Source organism: Hydrogenophaga sp., assembly GCF_018780075.1.
Taxonomy (GTDB): Bacteria; Pseudomonadota; Gammaproteobacteria; order Burkholderiales; family Burkholderiaceae_C; genus Hydrogenophaga.
Genome location: NZ_JADMKB010000003.1, coordinates 26,992 through 42,452, shown reverse-complemented (window position 1 = coordinate 42,452; position 15,461 = coordinate 26,992). Strand labels below are relative to the sequence as shown.

The following is a 15,461-nucleotide window of genomic DNA, read 5'->3' as shown; positions in this document are numbered from 1 at the left end:
GAATGCGCGCAGGCCTCAGCAGCGGCGCGCAGATCAGATCAACGGAGTCAGAGGGTGGGAGGACGCCAGACGCTGGCGGGAGAGCCGCGTGGCGGCGTTGGCGTGACGGTCACGAGCAGGGCGCTCGACGGCTGGGCCTGTATGACGGGTTGTGAGAGGGCTCCGAGCCAACTGGTGGGAGCTTGGCATTCCTGGCCGGTTTTGCAGAGCTTGCCGGTGAGCGCAGCGGTCGCTGCGTCATTGCAGCAGGCGCCGAGGTCGGCCATCTCCATCTCTTCGCTGACGGATTCGGCCTGCATCGCCACCATGTCGCCCATGGGGCAAGGCGCTTGCACGCCCGCGCTCACTGCCCAACCCTGAAGCGGGATGGTCAAGCACAGCAGGATGGCGATAAGCAAGCGCATAAACAATTTTAGGTGGACGTAAAGGACTCGTGACGCTTTATAGCCTTTGATCTCGATCAACGATTGTCGCAATGGATGCTGCTGCCAGCCTGCTTGAGTGGGAAAGGCACAGAGTCGAAATCGACGGGGGAGAGCATGATGCGAAATGAGATCAAGGAGACCGTAGAGGTTGATCGCCGTGTTCAGCGATGGCGCCAGACAGCCACCGCAACGACCAACATAGTCAGGTAGTTGGCAACCATGAACCACGGCGTGTTCCAGGCGATTCCATCAAAGCCCCAATAGGTCACCGGATAGAAAACTGGTGACGGATAGAAGTCTGCGGAGTGGGTGAACACGTCGATCAGAATGTGCGACCACCAGCCCAACAGGGGAATCCAGAACCGCTTCAGCCAAATCCAGCAGATGATGGTGACCACCCCCGCCACCAAGGCGCTGTGCATCACACAATGCAGGTGATGGGTCAGTTCCGAGACGACTGGAGACATCGCGGGCTCGTATCCCGGGAGTGCGTTGGCGTAGGCAAGCAAGACCGTCCACCCGTCGGGTGAGAACAGCGCCAGGTAGACCAAAGGCAACAACTGTGCAAGGTCGGGTACCACGGCCAAGCCAACCGCCAACGCCGTGGTGCGGCGGTCCAGGCGCCGGTGACGATGCAACCAGACGGTACCGACGCCCACCCAAAGGCCATGTGCCAGGATGTCCATGCTCAAGGGCTCGGGTGCGACGCGCCCGGCTGGATTCGGGCGGCCCGCAGGCGCAGGGCATTTCCGATGCCTGAAACCAAGCAGACACTCATGGCCAACGTAGCGATCATCATGTAGATGCTGGATTCGGCGTCGATATATTTAGACTTGTCCAGCACCTGCCTCCGCTGCTTGGCTGCGGTAACGAGTCGGCATCCCGAGGGAGAGTACTCACTGCGTCTGATTGACATCTCGACCTCCACTGGTGGAACGCAGAGCGATATTCAGCTGATCCACCACTTCAGCCCAGTCCGCATCCTCAAGAAGCTCTTCGCGCAACAGACTCGCTTGGGCTGGCGTCCAGAAAGGCGCATCGGCCAGTAGCACGTCGTCTGCTAATGGAGAGTGCGCTTTCAGGAACTCCCAAATACCTGCCGCGTCCTTTGGCAGGCCCAGCTGGGAGAACAGTTCAGAGAAACGATGAAATGACTTTTCCATAGTGGGGACTCCCGTTGTTCAAACATACATACCCGATGATGTTGGCGATGGAGCCTCAAGACAATGTCACAACCATCGCCAACACAAGCGCCCCGGATGCCATGGCGATCAGATAACCCAAAAACACGTACTTGCCGACCTGCGCGCCGCCCGTTGTCCACGCGATGCAGGCCTTGGTCACCATGTTCGCCAACGTCGCCAGACCGAGTGCCATGGTGGTCGCGGCCGTTGACAATCCACCGGCGCCATTCAGTCGTGCGAGCGAGATCAAGATTGCGTCTACGTCCACAAGGCCAGTAACCGCGGACAGTAAATAGAGGCCGCTGGCATCCATCCATTGTTTCGCTGCAGGCACCAGGATACTCATGACAGCGAGAAGTGAACCAAAGCCGAGTGCAGTACCCAGATCGAAGGGTGCCATCGAGCCTACAACGCCTTCCCCCACCGACGTTGTGGCGCTCTTGCGCCACCGCAAGAGCGCCACAATCAGCAACACCACGCCCGTGACCACCAGGCTGCTGCCAAAGGTGGTCAGCAGCGTAGGCTGTATCACAGCGAGTAGAACAACCATTCGAAAGAACATGACGCCACATGCGGCCAGCGAGCCGGCTGCAGCCGCGCCGGCCAAGGACGGCTGTTGGCGTGCGTACCGAGCCAGTGCCAAAGTGGCGGCCGTGGAAGATGCCAGTCCGCCCAGAACGCCGGTCCATAACACGCCCCTTTGCGCGCCGGTGATCCGCATCGCGAAGTGACCCAACAGCGACAGGCCTGCAATCAGGATGACGGCCCACCACAACTGGTACGGATTGAGCGCTGAATAGGGCCCCAGACCGGTATTCGGTAGGTAGGGCAGGATGACCATGGACAACACCAGCAGCTGCAGCGAAGCAGTCAATTCGCGGTGATCGATCACTTGCAGCCACCCGTGCAAGGTCGGTTTGAGGTCAAGCAGCACGGCGCAAATCACGGCGGCCGACAATGAGAGGGTGATGTTGCCATGTGCCGCAAAGGCGCCCAAGGCAAGTGTCAAGAGCATCGCCACGTGTGTTGTGGCGCTCAGATTGGCCGACAGTTTGGCTTGACGGGCGTAAGACACCGTCAGCAGCAGGGAGAGTCCGAGCAGCGCTCCCAGCAAAGGCCAGGCGCCGAAATCTGGCTGCAAATGCCCGAGCACGCCACCGAACAACCCGGTCAACGCAAAGGTGCGCAGGCCTGCGACTCGCCCGCCCTCCGGCAGCTCGCGGTCGTGCCAGCCACGTTCCAGACCGATCACCAGACCGACGGCCAGCGCGGCGATCAGACCTTGGGCGCCGGTAGGCAGACCGTAGCCGTTCATCCGACAACTCCTTTGACGGCTTTCGCCGCCGACTGCACCATCTTGCGAACACACCAGTCTGCGTACAAGCGACCAAAGAGCCTTCCAAGCCACCGCTGCCCCCCTGATGAAGGCAGGTTGTAGTCAATCCAGACACGCAGCCGGGTCCCGTGACCTTCTGGAGCCAAATCGAAGCCCATGTGGTATCGGCCGATCACAAACAGCTTCGGTTCGTCGAGGGTTTCCCACGTCTTGAGTTGCGGGGGTACACGCTCGACAACAGCTTCTTCCAGCCAAAATGACATACCGAGGATGTGGCCGGACATTCGGATCACCGAACCCACCTCCTGGCCGAGGCGTTTGTCCGTTTCAGCGCGCATCTTCCCGCCGGCCAGCATGGCGGAGCGCTCCCCCATGTGCTCAGCCAGACGAACAGGATCGTCCAGCAGATGGAATACCACCTCCGGCGATGCAGCCAGCGTGCCGCTCACCTCTCGATGGAATTGGTATGCACCCATCGCGAAGGATCCGGAGAATTGGGCTGGGGCCTGACACCTTGAAAACGACTTTCCATGGTCGTCATGCGTGTCAATGCCCAGATTGGCTTGAGTAATCTTTTGTGCATGGTGCTGAATGGACGCAGGCGCCGGACCACCCTCCCAGAGGTCAAGGCGTGATGCTGATGCCGTTGGGCGCCTTGCCCACGGGGACGGTCTTCGTGACCCTGCGGTCTTTCATGTCAATCACGGAAACCGAGTTGGCGTAGGTGTTCGTCACATAGGCCAACCGGCCTTCTCGGTCGACGACCACGCCATGGGCACCGGCGGCGGTCACGACGGTCTTGGCGACTCGGAAACTCTTCAGATCAATCAGGCTGACGGTGTTGCCGGGCTTCTGGCGCGTGCCCTGGTTGGCCACCAGCAGCGTGCGCGAGTCCAGTGTGGCGTACAGCTGGATAGGCACCGCGCCGACGGCGATCTTGCGAATCACTTTGCGCGTGGCGGGGTCGATCACGGCGACGGCGTTTTCCTGCGACAGCGAGACAAAGGCCCAGCGACCATCTGGCGTGAAGCCGGTCTGGGCCGGTCCCTTGCCCGCCGGCACCTGCGCCACCTCCTTCTGGCTGGCGGTGTCGATGACCGACACCGTGCCACCCTTGAGATTGGCGACGTAGACCTCTTTGCCATCCGGGCTGATTCGAAGGCCGTGGGGAAACTGGCCGACCGGAATGGTCGCCACGAGGCTGCGCGCCGATGTGTCGATCACACTGACCGTGTTGTCGCCGCCGTTGGTGACGTAGGCCAGGCGGCCATCGGGCGACACCACCACATGGGCCGGGTGCATGCCCACCGGCACCTGGGCGACGACAGTGTTGGTGCTCGTGTCGATGACCCAGACAGCCCCGGGCTGCGCCATCGCCTCGTGGGCGCCTTGGACCATGCCCTTGTGCACAGAGGCATCGGGCATCTGGCCAGGCTCGCCGTTGTTGGTCACCCAGGCGAAATGGCCGTCGGGCGATACCTGCACGTTGTGCGGCATCTTGCCCATGCGCAGACTCGCCAGCGTCTTGAACGAAGCGGCATCGAGCACGCTGACCGTGTCAGCGCCCTCATTGGCTACATAGACCTTGTCTGCGGCCAAGGTGGCGCCAGACCAGGCCAGAAGGGCCATCAGCGCGCCCGTCGAGAGCCAGATATTTTTTCTTGTCATCGTGAGCCATCCTGGTGGAGAAAATCAGTTGGAATCCGCTGAACTTGGTATTCATGTTTTGCCGCGCCGCAAACGCAACGCATTGCCAATCACCGATACCGAGCTCAAGCTCATGGCCAGCGCGGCAATCAACGGCGACAGCAACCAACCCGTCAATGGATACAGCACACCGGCCGCAATCGGAATGCCCAGCGCGTTGTACAAAAATGCAAACACCAGGTTTTGTTTCATGTTGCCCACGGTCGCCTCGGACAGCTCGCGCGCAATGGCAATGCCGCGCAGATCTCCCTTGACCAACGTGATCTGCGCACTGTTCATTGCCACGTCGGTCCCGGTCCCCATGGCCACCCCGACATCGGCCTTCGCTAGCGCCGGTGCATCGTTGATGCCGTCACCTGCCATGGCCACCACGCGGCCTTCCTTTTGAAGCCTCTCCACCAGCAGCAGCTTGTCGGCCGGCTTGACCTCACCGTGTACCTCGTCGATGCCCAAGCGGGCTGCCACCGCCTTGGCCGTGGTCAGTCCGTCACCGGTCGCCATCACGATGCGAAGACCGGAAGCCTTGAGCGTGGCCAAGGCTTCCGGCGTGCTGGCCTTGACCGGATCGGAAACAGCCAACAGTCCCATCAGCTGTCCATCAACGGCCAGGTGCATCACGCTGGCGCCTTCCGCGCGCAAGGCCTCGGCCTGCGGCACCAAAGCACTGACCGAAACACCGATCTGCTCCATCAGCGTGGTGTTTCCCAGTGCCAACTGACGCCCAGCCACCTGCCCACGCACGCCGATGCCCGAGCCGGATTCGAAGTTCTCGGGTTTGACCAACGACATGCCGCGCTCGCGGGCGGCGCGCACGATGGTTTCGGCTAGGGGGTGCTCGCTGCCCTGGTCCAGGCTGGCAGCCAGGCGCAGCACCTCATCGGCGTCAAAACCGGACGCGGGAACGGCGCGCTCAAAAGTCGGTCGGCCTTCAGTGAGCGTCCCGGTCTTGTCAATGATGAGGGTGTCGATCTTGCGCATGTTTTCGATGGCCGCTGCGTCCCGGAACAACACGCCGTGCGTTGCGCCGCGACCGGTTGCCACCATGATGGACATGGGTGTGGCCAGGCCCAGCGCGCAAGGGCAGGCAATGATCAGCACAGCCACGGCGTTGATCAGGCCGAACACCCAACTTGGCTCGGGACCGAACAGACCCCAGCCGAAGAAGGTCAACAAGGCAATGCCCACCACAGCGAGGACGAAATAACCCGCCACCACATCGGCCATGCGCTGCATCGGTGCCCGGGAACGTTGTGCTTGGGCCACCATCTGCACGATCTGCGACAGCATGGTGGAGGCGCCCACGCGTTCACTTCGCATCACCAGCGCGCCGCTGGTGTTGAGCGTGGCACCGATCACCTTGTCGCCCACACGTTTGGCGACGGGCATCGGCTCACCGGTGAGCATGGATTCATCGATCGAACTGCCGCCTTCTGTCACCTCGCCGTCCACCGGGACTTTTTCGCCTGGGCGCACGCGCAGGAAATCCCCTACGTGCACATGGGTCAGCGGCACATCCTCTTCAGTGCCATCTTCCCGGATACGGCGGGCGGTTTTGGGCGCCAGGCCCAGCAACGACTTGATGGCTGCCGAGGTCTGCGACCGGGCCTTGAGTTCGAGCACCTGCCCCAACAGCGTGAGCGAGATGATCACAGCGGCGGCCTCAAAGTACACGGCCACGCGGCCCATGGAGATGAACGAATCCGGGAACACTTGGGGCGAGACCGTCGCGACCACGCTGTAGAGGAAAGCTGCCCCCGTGCCCAGACCAATCAAGGTCCACATGTTGGGACTGAGGTTCACCACGGATTGCCAGCCGCGCGAGAAGAATGGCCAGCCCGCCCACAGAACAATCGGAAGAGACAGCACCAATTCGATCCAAGTCTGGGTCGAGGTTTCAAACCATTGCAGCTGATGACCGAACATCGCCAAGACCGTGACCACGACGGTCAGCGGCAGCGTCCACCAGAAACGGTGCTGGAAATCGCGCAATTCGGGGTTGTCGTCGTCGTCGAGTTCCGGCAGCAAGGGCTCAAGCGTCATGCCGCATTTGGGACAGTTGCCGGGATGGTCTTGCCGAATCTCCGGGTGCATCGGGCAGGTGTAAATGGTGCCGGCAGCAGCCGGCGCGGTGTCTGCCAGCGCTGTGGATACCAAGTATTGCAGCGGGTTCGCCGCGAACTTGCCTTGGCACTTTGCGCTGCAGAAATAGAAGGGCCGTCCTTCGTGCTTCAACGTATGTTCAGATTGCGCCGTGACCGTCATGCCGCACACAGGGTCCTTTAGTTCGGTTGGCGAGGCGGGCATGGCCGGGGGGAGGCTGCCGTGATGATGCTGTGCATGCATGTCCATTGCTTATTCCTTGTCGTCGTTGGTGCGCCGTCGCGACTGCGCATGGTTTCCGTGCCGGCCATGACCGCCGTGGCCGTGCATTAGGTGCATCAGCGGACAGGCGAGGAGCAACAGGTAAGGCCAATACCCAAGGACGTGGCCCCAGTGCTCGCGCAGCAGATAAAAACCGGCAATCAATGCGGTCGTTGCCAACGCCATGCCGCCCGGGCGGCGCCAGAACGAAGGCGCAGAGTCATTGTTGACAGACTGATTCATGGGAAGACTCTTTCAGAGTTGCCAGCGAAAGGTACGAGGCGCGGATTCGCCCGGTCGGTCGATCCTGAGTTCGATCACCCCTGGGCGCGGCGTAGGAACATCGAAGACCAGCACGCCTTCACGGTGATGGCCTCCCGGTGGCGCGCCCAGCCAGCCCGTGGGCTTGAACGTGCGCCCGTCGTCGGTCGTTAGTGTGGCGCTTTGAGCCAGGTCGTCGCTCAGGTCGGCACTGTGCGTGTCCAGCACTACAGCGAATTCCCACGGGCTGCCCGGCTGTCCGACCGACTTTGCGGACACCTTGACCGTCACGCCCCGCTCGCTCGAAGACCGCTCAGTGCTGGCGGCGAGGGGTGTCTGGGCCCATGCAACACAGGGTGCCGTGACCATCAACAGGCCTGCCGAGGCCATGGTAGCCACCATCCACCGCCGGCCCGTCAAGCCGATTTGCTCATCAACCATGGTGAGTTCCGTGCGCAAAAGTGGAGATCTCATGGTCTATCGGCGGCAACCGCAGCCGCCCGTGCTGCCACTGTGACAGCCCACGACTTTGGGCTGTGATAACCCAGTGGCAATGGAATCGTCTGACGTCAGCTTCGCGGGGTAGCCCATATCAGTCAAGGCCCCAATCAGCAGATCTCCGCCTTGCACCAGTTCACCACTCACCCGGACGCGGCCAGATGGGAGATCGACATCCACTCCGCTGACACCCGGAAGTGGCAACAACGCCTGCGTGACGCGTTTGACGCATGAGCCACAGCTCATGCCCTCGACTTGCAAGTCCATCGTGTTCATTCTTCAATCTCCTTAAAAGTGCGGCGCCTACCACCTGCGAAGGTCCAAATCATCTCTTTGACACCGAGTCCACCCTAGGCTGTGTCTTGCCCATGCGAGGGATAAACCGGGGTATGGGCTGGGCGTACGCGTCATAGGTCGCACCGAACTGCTTGCGCATTTCGTTTTCCTCGGTCACTGCGAGCCGCCCGTACATCAAAAGCAAGACAGGAAACATCAGCAAGGTCAGCAACGTGGGCCACTGCAGCAAGAAGCCCAGCAAGATCAACACGAATGCCACGTACTGCGGATGCCGGACGCGGGCATATGGCCCGGTGGTCGCCAGCGAATGCCGTCGCTGAGCGTGGTACAGCACTTGCCACGCGCTCGACAGCAGGTAGAAGCCGTACCCCAGAAAAACGTAGCTGGCCAGATGCAGGACGCCGAAGTGGGGGTCTCCCGTTTCGCCTAGCAAGGTGGACCACAGATGGCCGCTGTCATGGGTCAGCAGGTCAAGACCGGGAAAGCGTGTTGCCAGCCACCCCGACAGCAGGTAGATGGTCAGCGGGAAGCCGTACATCTCGACAAACAGGGCCACGATGAACGCGGAGAATGCACCAAAGGTTCGCCAGTCGCGCGCGGTGGCCGGTTTGAAGAAGCTGAAGGCGAACAGGATGAAAACGGCCGAGTTGAGGGCCACCAGAGTCCACATGCCATAGCCGGTTTCACTGTGATTCATGACCGTTCTCCTGGTTCGGCCGGCGCGGCTCATCTGCTCCGGGCTGCGGCTGATCAGCGCCCGTGTGATGACCATGACCGCCATGACCGCGGTGCATGAACAGATGCATCAATGGACAGGCCAGGATCAGCAGAAACGGCAGGGCACCGAAGAGGTGCGCCCGGTGCTCTACAAACAGAAAGAAAGCTGCGACCGCACCCAGCACCATCAGGCCGACGCCATAGCGTGTGCGCCACAGGTTCCTGGGTTCGTCACCTTGGGAGGATGTAGGGTGCTTCATCTCAGGCTTTCACGGTGTAGCGCAACATCATCCCCGCTTCCGCGTGTTCCAGCGAGTGGCAATGAAAGACGTAATCCTGGTCGCCCGCGTGCGGGTGGGTGAAGTCGATGGCGACCCGCACCGATTCGCCGGGCCACACGTGCACGGTGTCGATGACCCCCTGGTCTTGGGGCAGCAGCCCTCTGGCGCCAGCCAGCTCGCGAACCAGCGCTGGGCTGCCCAGGCGCTCGATCACCCGGAACGAGAAGCCGTGAAGGTGCATGGGGTGGGGCATGCTGAGCTGGGCGTTTTCGATCAGCCAGGTCTCGCGGGCACCGCGTTGCACGCTCAGCGCCGCCACCTTTGGATCAAAGAGTCCGCCGTTGATCGTCCAGTTGCCTTTGCCGTTGTGTCCGAGCTGCATGCGCCGCTGCGGGTTCGCCGAGGCGATGGCGGCGGGCAGGCTGGACAGCACGGTGGGCATGCGGCGTTCGTACTTTGCTGAAGCTTTCAGGTCGATGCGCATCAGCGCGCGCGCCTCGCCCTCCATGGCCATCGGGGTGGACGGTTCTGCTGTGGGCGCAGCGCTGTGCTGGCTGTGGTCCATGCCGGCCATGGGAGGCGTGGCTGGGCCTGCGTGGCCCCTGTCATGGCCGCCCTCGGCGTGCATCGGGTCGAAGGCGAGCGAGGCCAGGGTCACAGGCAGGCCTGGATCGGCTTCGCGCAGGTCCACCAGCACGTCCAGCCGCTGGCCGGGGGAGATGAAGGTCTGGTCGATGCGCAGCGGCTGGGCCAGCAGGCCACCGTCGGTGCCCGCCAGATAGAAACCCAGGCGGCGCCCGCCCTGCACGAAGGCCAGTCGGTAGCTTCGCGCGTTGCAGCCGTTGAGGATGCGGAAGCGCACGATGCGGCGCCCGGCCTGGATGAATGGCCGCTCGGTCAGGTTGACCAGCAAACGATTTCCCACCCAGCCACCGAAGGACTGGGCGGCGGTCGGAGCGTAGAGCAGGCGACCCTGTGCGTCGAACTCGCGGTCCTGCAGCACCAGCGGGATTTCGGTGTCGCCCAGAGCCAGGTCCAGCTCCTTGCGCAGCGCGGTCTCATCGTCGTCTTCCACAAACAGCAGGCTGGCCAGGCCGTGGTAGGCCTGCTGCGGGATGTAACCGTGCGCATGGGGGTGGTACCAATACATGGACGAGCGGTCGCTCAGGGTAAAGGCGTAGTCCATGCTGCCCCCAGGGGGCACCACGTTGAGGCCGTTGCCGTCGTTGCGCGAATCCACGCTCAGGCCGTGCCAGTGGATGACCGTCGGTTGATCGATGCGGTTGATCAGACGCACGCGCATGTCGTCGCCACGGCGGGCCAGGAGTGCCGGGTTCAGGAAGGTCTTGCCACCCGACTCAACGGCGTAGGCCAGGATGGGGGTGCGCCGACCGGGGAGCACCTCGATCTCGCTGCGCACCACCTGCACTTCGCGGAACTCGGAAACCGGGAGCACGCCGAAGAGGCCGCTGCTGCCGGGCAGCCGCAGCGGGTTGGCGAAGCCCGCGCCTTCTTTTTCAATGCCGGTGATTTCGTCGGCCATCGCGCCTGACGCACTGTGGGAGGCAGCCAGAACGCCTGGAACAGAACCGGCCGCGCTCAACGCGCCAAGACTGCCGAGAAAGTGCCGTCTCGTGAACGTAGACATCACAAAATTCCTGTTGTTGGTGGGAGATGGGGTTGGGCCACTACCACCATGGGCGTGGCCATCGCTGGTCACTTGCTGCCGGGCGGGGTGGCTGCGGCCGGCATGCGCTGCATCATCATGTCCATCATGGTTTGCATCATGTCCATGCGCATTTCCATCATGGGCTGATGCTGGGCCGGGTCTACCGGCGTGGTGCCCGAACCCATGCCCGGTTTGCCGCCCATCGCCTTCATGCCTTTCATCATGTCCATGCCCTCGTGCATGGCCTTCGAGTGATCGGCCATCAGTGCCTGTCGCTCAGCCGGTGTTTGGGCTGCTGCCATCTTGGCGTGTAGGGTCTGCATGGTGGCCATGTGCTGCTGCATGTGCTGCTGCATCTGCGGCATCGACATGCCCATGGTCATGCCAGCCTGTGGTGCGACCGGCTGAGTGACGCCTGTTGCGGGCGAGGTGGCCGTCGCGGCAGCTGGGTGGTGCTGGGTGTGCTCAGCGGCCTGCTGTGCCAAGGCGGAAAACGCCACACCGGTGACGGCTACCGCCAGAAGGGTTTGAATCCATTTGGACATATCGATTGCCTTTCATGACTGAACGCTGGCGGGATTGCCATGCAGTCACTGTAGAAATCGGCTGGGGTCGCCAAGATGACCCGAAGATGACAAAAAAGTCAGATTCAGCGTTGCGAACGCAGAACCGCCTGGCGGTTGATGTCGTCGTGGTGGCGCCGGGTCTCTTGCGACCACTGCGACTTGATCCAGGACAGAACAGCCAAGATGTCGGCATCGCTGAGCGAATCGCCAAAGGCGGGCATATTGGTGGCGTAGTCAGGCATGTCCACTGCCTTAGCCACGCCTACTTTGGTGATCTGTATCAACACATCGTCCGGGTGGTGCCAGGTGTGACCGCTTTCGTCATGGGGTGGCGCTGGCAAGCGGCCATCGGTTCCCCGCTCGCGCCAGTTGGCTTGCCCTTCCAGCTTCACACCATGGCAACCTGCACACCGAGCTTGATAGATCAGCGCCCCCTGCTTGAGCATCACAGCGTCATCCGGGCGAAGGAGCCCGGCAGTCTCTGACCGGAAGGGGTCTGCAGAACCCATCCATAAAAGGGCTGCGGCAACCCCAGCCAGAGCAAGGGCAACCGCAGCCAAACGGAGTGACTTGAAACGTTGAGGGATCACTTCGCCGGTTGGATGTCGGTCACCGTCATCTGGCCTTTCTCGTTCATGGCCATGAACTGGATCTTGGAACCGACAGCAGCCTTGTCCAGCAAGGCCTTATCCTTGACCACGAACACCATGGTCATGCCGGGCATGTCCATGTGCTTGATGTCACCGTGCTTTATGGTGATCTTTCCAGCTTCCTTGTCGATCTTGCGGACTTCGCCGTCGGTCATACCGGGAGCCGCCATGCCCATCTTCCCTTGGTCCATGCTCATCTGAGCGAACACGGGATTGCCAACAAAGGCCGTGATGGCCAATGCGGTCGTGCTCAATACCAATCGCAGTTTCATCTTGAATCCTTGTGAAGTTGATTTGAGAGGGGTTATTTGGCCGCCACGTTGACCTGGCCCTTCATGCCTGCCTCGTAGTGGCCCACATGCAGACAAGCAAAGTTCACCACACCGGCCTTGGTGAAGCGCCAGATCACCTCGCCCTGCTTACCAGGCTTGAGGGAAATCTTGTTGGCTTCTTCGTGCTCCATGTTCGGGAATTTCTTCATGACCTCGTAGTGCTCCATCAACTCCTTCTCTGTCCCGAGGCTGAACTCATGCGGCACTTTGCCGGAGTTCTTGATAACGAAGCGAATCGTCTCCCCCTTCTTCACCGTCAAGTTCGAAGGCGTGAACCGCATGCTGTCTGCCGCGTCAACCTCAATCGTGCGCGTGACGTTTTTCACCACACCGGGCTGGCCGATGGGCGATTCATCGTGGTGCCCACCACCATGAGTGCCACCTGCAAGGGCGGCAGACGCAGCCAAGGCTGCTGCAGCGAAAACAAAGCCAGCGCGCGAGACGGTATTGAAGTTGTTGAGTTTCATGAGACTTCTTTCAGGGTTGGGTTGGGAAACGGTGGAGGAAAGCTGTGTTGAGTTGATGCCGTACGGTCAGTGCGACATGCCTTTGCCGGTGGGCTTGATCGCCTTGGCAGTGGCCGGCGTGGTGTCGCTGCTGGCAGCGGGACGCTGCGTCGGCGGGAGCGCTCCGTTCCATTCGTAGGCCACGGTGCCTTCGGGAAACTTATAGGGCCCTGGGTCTTTGTAGTCGCCCGGCTTCTGGTCTTTTCGAACTTTGAAGACCGTGAACATGCCGCCCATTTCCAGCGGGCCGAACTGGCCAGTGCCGGTCATCATGGGTGCTGTGTTGTCGGGAATGGCCATCTGCATCTCGCCCATGTCGGCCATGCCGCGCTCGCCCATCAGCATGTAGTCGGGCGCAACCTTCTGGATCTTCTTGACCAGGCCGCGATGATCCACACCAATCATGGTCGGCACGTCGTGACCCATGGCGTTCATGGTGTGGTGGCTCTTGTGGCAGTGCATGGCCCAGTCGCCTTCTTCGTCGGCGATCAGCTCGATCTGGCGCATCTGGCCCACGGCCACATCCGTGGTGACTTCGTACCAACGGGTGCTGGGTGGAGTGGGGCCACCATCGGTGCCCGTGACCAGGAATTCGTGGCCATGCAGGTGGATCGGGTGGTTGGTCATGGTGAGGTTGCCCACCCGGATGCGCACCCGGTCATTCAGGCGCACGTTCAAGGTGTCGATGGCCGGGAACACCCGGCTGTTCCAACACCAGATGTTGAAGTCCGTCATGGTGTTGACCTTGGGTGTCTTGCTGCCAGGCTCAATGTCAAACGCATTGAGCAGGAAGCAGAAGTCCCGGTCCACCTCACTGATGTGAGGATGCTTGGTTTTGGGGTGGGTCACCCACATGCCCATCATTCCCATGGCCATCTGCACCATCTCGTCCGCATGCGGGTGGTACATGAAGGTGCCGGGTCGCCGCGCCTCAAATTCATACACAAAGGTCTTGCCCACGGGAATCGCGCGTTGGTTCAGACCCCCGACGCCGTCCATGCCGCTGGGCAGACGCTGACCGTGCCAGTGGATGGTGGTGTGCTCGGGCAGCTTGTTGGTCACAAAGATGCGGACGCGGTCGCCTTCGACCACTTCGATGGTGGGTCCCGGGCTCTGGCCGTTGTAACCCCACATGTTGACCTTGAAGCCTGGCGAAACCTCACGCACCACCGGCTCAGCCACCAGGTGGAATTCCTTGACGCCATCGTTCATGCGCCATGGCAGCGTCCAGCCGTTGAGTGTCACCACTGGGTTGTAGGGCCGACCGGTGGTCGGGATCAAGGGCGGCGCGGTTTCTACCGACGTCTGGATGACGGGCTCCGGCAAACCTGCCAGGGCGGAGCGGGCCACGGCCAGGCCAGCCACGGAAGCGGCGGCGCCTGCGAAAAACTGTCGTCTGGAGTTGTTGTTTGTCATGTGTTGTGTCCTTTCAATGTCCAGCTGCTGCAGGCGCGTCTCCGCCCGCTCCACCCAACGAGACGAAGCTGTCGGGTGAGCCCCCCTGCAAGACCCACTGCAGATCGGCCTCGGCGATCCAGAAGTCGCGTTGCGCGCCAATGCCATCTACGGTGGCTTGTGACTGGTTGCGAACTTCGTCCAGAAGGTCCCAGACGCTTTTGAGCATGCCGTTGTAGTGAAGAACCGTCTCTTCGGTGATGAACTCACGGGTTTTCAGGACATCCCCCTGGCTGCCCTGCGCCAGTGCATGAGCCGCCATATAGGCGTTCATGGCCCCTCTGGAATTTGCTCGGTTGCGCAAGCTTTCCGCGTCCGGCAGGTGGTTGCGAATCGCATCACCGCGTTTTTCCAGGTCGGCCTCGGTCATGTGCTGCGCCGGAATGGCTGGAAGTTGGTCCGGGAGCGAAAAACCCGCCTGTAGACCCGTTTGCCCCATGGTCTTGACCAGATTGCTTTGGGCCAGAGTTGCTGCATGCTGTGCACGCCGCAGATTCATGCGTGCGTTCGACGCGGCCAGTTGAACGGGCGACAGCTGCAACTTGCTCCAGTTGCCCACCGTCACCATGCGCTGCCCAAGCTCAAAGGCCGCCTGTGCTGCATCCAGCATGTCGCGTTGGTGTTTCAAGACCTGCTGAGCTGCAACAGCCTCTATCCAAGCCTTGCGGCCGGCTGCCGCCACCTCCAACACCTCGTCGGCATCTTCGACCCGACGCTGAAGACTCGGGTCGAGTTCTGTCCAGCGGCCCTCTGCGATCAGTTGTTCATTCTGAGGACCCAGTTTCGACAACGGACGGACCAGTTCGCGATGCACCGTCCAGGCCATGCGAACCGCCGCCTCTGCCGTAGGGATGGCAACTCCCATGGTGCTGCCTGGCGCTGTGGTGGATGCACCCGGATTGGCCTGCTCCCACTTGAGCACGTCGGCATGGCCACGTTTGAAGGAACCCACCGCGTCATTGGCACGACGCCAGTCGGATTCTTGGGAAGAACTGGCCGTCTGCGCTGAGATCGCCATCGGTAGGGCAAAGATGCCCGCCACCAGCAGGTGGCTTGTGGTTCGGTGACTGAATAAAGACTTCACTGCAATCGCTCCTTTTTGATATGGATCAAACGGGGCGGATTCTGCGGGTGGTCGTCCGTCAACTCCCTGTCGGGTTGATTACAAAAATGTCATCTTTGCCCGCACGACCACCCACACAGGCAAACTAGCGGT

The 15,461-nt window shown here is 61.6% G+C and carries 19 protein-coding genes; all 19 read right to left on the bottom strand.

Going from position 1 to position 15,461, the window contains the following annotated elements; translation table 11 throughout:
- Nucleotides 1-47 precede the first annotated feature (47 nt).
- The 19 genes from IV088_RS00340 to IV088_RS00250 all read right to left on the bottom strand — a co-directional run bounded on the left by IV088_RS00340 (nucleotide 48) and on the right by IV088_RS00250 (nucleotide 15,329).
- Nucleotides 48-464 carry a hypothetical protein gene (locus IV088_RS00340; RefSeq protein ID WP_291096491.1) on the bottom strand — a complete coding sequence of 139 codons (417 nt, stop codon included), beginning with the start codon at nucleotides 462-464 and terminating at the stop codon, nucleotides 48-50.
- Nucleotides 465-586: 122 nt separating this feature from the next.
- Nucleotides 587-1,111: a metal-dependent hydrolase gene (locus tag IV088_RS00335; RefSeq protein WP_291096489.1), complete on the bottom strand. Its 525-nt coding sequence runs from the start codon at nucleotides 1,109-1,111 to the stop codon at nucleotides 587-589.
- Nucleotides 1,112-1,321: 210 nt separating this feature from the next.
- Complete coding sequence (locus IV088_RS00330; protein ID WP_291096486.1) at nucleotides 1,322-1,588, bottom strand: DUF2789 domain-containing protein; 267 nt, start codon at nucleotides 1,586-1,588, stop codon at nucleotides 1,322-1,324.
- Nucleotides 1,589-1,643: 55 nt separating this feature from the next.
- Nucleotides 1,644-2,924: an MgtC/SapB family protein gene (locus tag IV088_RS00325; protein WP_291096485.1), complete on the bottom strand. Its 1,281-nt coding sequence runs from the start codon at nucleotides 2,922-2,924 to the stop codon at nucleotides 1,644-1,646.
- Nucleotides 2,921-3,394 carry an SRPBCC family protein gene (locus IV088_RS00320; RefSeq protein WP_291096483.1) on the bottom strand — a complete coding sequence of 158 codons (474 nt, stop codon included), beginning with the start codon at nucleotides 3,392-3,394 and terminating at the stop codon, nucleotides 2,921-2,923. Before IV088_RS00320 ends, IV088_RS00325 begins: the two co-directional genes overlap by 4 nt.
- 175 nt (nucleotides 3,395-3,569) lie before the next feature.
- Entirely contained in the window at nucleotides 3,570-4,613 is a 1,044-nt protein-coding gene (locus IV088_RS00315; RefSeq protein WP_291096481.1) for a cytochrome D1 domain-containing protein, read from the bottom strand.
- Nucleotides 4,614-4,664: 51 nt separating this feature from the next.
- Nucleotides 4,665-7,001, bottom strand: a complete 2,337-nt coding sequence (locus IV088_RS00310; RefSeq protein ID WP_291096480.1) for a heavy metal translocating P-type ATPase — start codon at nucleotides 6,999-7,001, stop codon at nucleotides 4,665-4,667.
- 3 nt (nucleotides 7,002-7,004) lie between these two features.
- A complete protein-coding gene (locus IV088_RS00305) occupies nucleotides 7,005-7,256 on the bottom strand; it encodes a DUF2933 domain-containing protein (protein ID WP_291096479.1) in 252 nt (83 codons plus the stop codon).
- Nucleotides 7,257-7,268: 12 nt separating this feature from the next.
- Nucleotides 7,269-7,715 carry a hypothetical protein gene (locus tag IV088_RS00300; RefSeq protein WP_291096478.1) on the bottom strand — a complete coding sequence of 149 codons (447 nt, stop codon included), beginning with the start codon at nucleotides 7,713-7,715 and terminating at the stop codon, nucleotides 7,269-7,271.
- Between the two features lie 36 nt (nucleotides 7,716-7,751).
- Nucleotides 7,752-8,048 (bottom strand): heavy metal-associated domain-containing protein, encoded by a 297-nt coding sequence (locus IV088_RS00295; RefSeq protein ID WP_291096477.1) that lies wholly within the window; start codon nucleotides 8,046-8,048, stop codon nucleotides 7,752-7,754.
- Nucleotides 8,049-8,097: 49 nt separating this feature from the next.
- Entirely contained in the window at nucleotides 8,098-8,766 is a 669-nt protein-coding gene (locus tag IV088_RS00290; RefSeq protein WP_291096476.1) for an isoprenylcysteine carboxylmethyltransferase family protein, read from the bottom strand.
- Nucleotides 8,753-9,046, bottom strand: a complete 294-nt coding sequence (locus IV088_RS00285) for a DUF2933 domain-containing protein (RefSeq protein WP_291096475.1) — start codon at nucleotides 9,044-9,046, stop codon at nucleotides 8,753-8,755. The genes IV088_RS00290 and IV088_RS00285 overlap by 14 nt, the downstream gene beginning before the upstream one ends.
- 1 nt (nucleotide 9,047) lies before the next feature.
- Nucleotides 9,048-10,610: a multicopper oxidase family protein gene (locus IV088_RS00280; protein WP_291096474.1), complete on the bottom strand. Its 1,563-nt coding sequence runs from the start codon at nucleotides 10,608-10,610 to the stop codon at nucleotides 9,048-9,050.
- A gap of 173 nt (nucleotides 10,611-10,783) precedes the next feature.
- Complete coding sequence (locus tag IV088_RS00275) at nucleotides 10,784-11,281, bottom strand: hypothetical protein (RefSeq protein WP_291096473.1); 498 nt, start codon at nucleotides 11,279-11,281, stop codon at nucleotides 10,784-10,786.
- Between the two features lie 104 nt (nucleotides 11,282-11,385).
- Complete coding sequence (locus IV088_RS00270; RefSeq protein WP_291097062.1) at nucleotides 11,386-11,748, bottom strand: cytochrome c; 363 nt, start codon at nucleotides 11,746-11,748, stop codon at nucleotides 11,386-11,388.
- A 140-nt stretch (nucleotides 11,749-11,888) separates the two neighbouring features.
- Nucleotides 11,889-12,224 carry a copper-binding protein gene (locus tag IV088_RS00265; RefSeq protein WP_291096472.1) on the bottom strand — a complete coding sequence of 112 codons (336 nt, stop codon included), beginning with the start codon at nucleotides 12,222-12,224 and terminating at the stop codon, nucleotides 11,889-11,891.
- A gap of 32 nt (nucleotides 12,225-12,256) precedes the next feature.
- Nucleotides 12,257-12,751: a cupredoxin family protein gene (locus IV088_RS00260; protein ID WP_291096471.1), complete on the bottom strand. Its 495-nt coding sequence runs from the start codon at nucleotides 12,749-12,751 to the stop codon at nucleotides 12,257-12,259.
- A gap of 66 nt (nucleotides 12,752-12,817) precedes the next feature.
- Nucleotides 12,818-14,206: a copper oxidase gene (locus tag IV088_RS00255; RefSeq protein WP_291096470.1), complete on the bottom strand. Its 1,389-nt coding sequence runs from the start codon at nucleotides 14,204-14,206 to the stop codon at nucleotides 12,818-12,820.
- 13 nt (nucleotides 14,207-14,219) lie between these two features.
- Complete coding sequence (locus IV088_RS00250) at nucleotides 14,220-15,329, bottom strand: TolC family protein (protein WP_291096469.1); 1,110 nt, start codon at nucleotides 15,327-15,329, stop codon at nucleotides 14,220-14,222.
- Nucleotides 15,330-15,461 lie beyond the last annotated feature (132 nt).

What these genes read in the sequence shown, in the direction of transcription:
- IV088_RS00335 (WP_291096489.1), bottom strand. Translation starts at nt 1,111, where the DNA reads ATGGACATCCTGGCACATGGCCTTTGGGTGGGCGTCGGTACCGTCTGG.
- IV088_RS00330 (WP_291096486.1), bottom strand. Translation starts at nt 1,588, where the DNA reads ATGGAAAAGTCATTTCATCGTTTCTCTGAACTGTTCTCCCAGCTGGGC.
- IV088_RS00325 (WP_291096485.1), bottom strand. Translation starts at nt 2,924, where the DNA reads ATGAACGGCTACGGTCTGCCTACCGGCGCCCAAGGTCTGATCGCCGCG.
- IV088_RS00315 (WP_291096481.1), bottom strand. Translation starts at nt 4,613, where the DNA reads ATGACAAGAAAAAATATCTGGCTCTCGACGGGCGCGCTGATGGCCCTT.
- IV088_RS00310 (WP_291096480.1), bottom strand. Translation starts at nt 7,001, where the DNA reads ATGGACATGCATGCACAGCATCATCACGGCAGCCTCCCCCCGGCCATG.
- IV088_RS00305 (WP_291096479.1), bottom strand. Translation starts at nt 7,256, where the DNA reads ATGAATCAGTCTGTCAACAATGACTCTGCGCCTTCGTTCTGGCGCCGC.
- IV088_RS00300 (WP_291096478.1), bottom strand. Translation starts at nt 7,715, where the DNA reads ATGGTTGATGAGCAAATCGGCTTGACGGGCCGGCGGTGGATGGTGGCT.
- IV088_RS00295 (WP_291096477.1), bottom strand. Translation starts at nt 8,048, where the DNA reads ATGAACACGATGGACTTGCAAGTCGAGGGCATGAGCTGTGGCTCATGC.
- IV088_RS00290 (WP_291096476.1), bottom strand. Translation starts at nt 8,766, where the DNA reads ATGAATCACAGTGAAACCGGCTATGGCATGTGGACTCTGGTGGCCCTC.
- IV088_RS00285 (WP_291096475.1), bottom strand. Translation starts at nt 9,046, where the DNA reads ATGAAGCACCCTACATCCTCCCAAGGTGACGAACCCAGGAACCTGTGG.
- IV088_RS00280 (WP_291096474.1), bottom strand. Translation starts at nt 10,610, where the DNA reads ATGGCCGACGAAATCACCGGCATTGAAAAAGAAGGCGCGGGCTTCGCC.
- IV088_RS00275 (WP_291096473.1), bottom strand. Translation starts at nt 11,281, where the DNA reads ATGTCCAAATGGATTCAAACCCTTCTGGCGGTAGCCGTCACCGGTGTG.
- IV088_RS00270 (WP_291097062.1), bottom strand. Translation starts at nt 11,748, where the DNA reads ATGCTCAAGCAGGGGGCGCTGATCTATCAAGCTCGGTGTGCAGGTTGC.
- IV088_RS00265 (WP_291096472.1), bottom strand. Translation starts at nt 12,224, where the DNA reads ATGAAACTGCGATTGGTATTGAGCACGACCGCATTGGCCATCACGGCC.
- IV088_RS00260 (WP_291096471.1), bottom strand. Translation starts at nt 12,751, where the DNA reads ATGAAACTCAACAACTTCAATACCGTCTCGCGCGCTGGCTTTGTTTTC.
- IV088_RS00255 (WP_291096470.1), bottom strand. Translation starts at nt 14,206, where the DNA reads ATGACAAACAACAACTCCAGACGACAGTTTTTCGCAGGCGCCGCCGCT.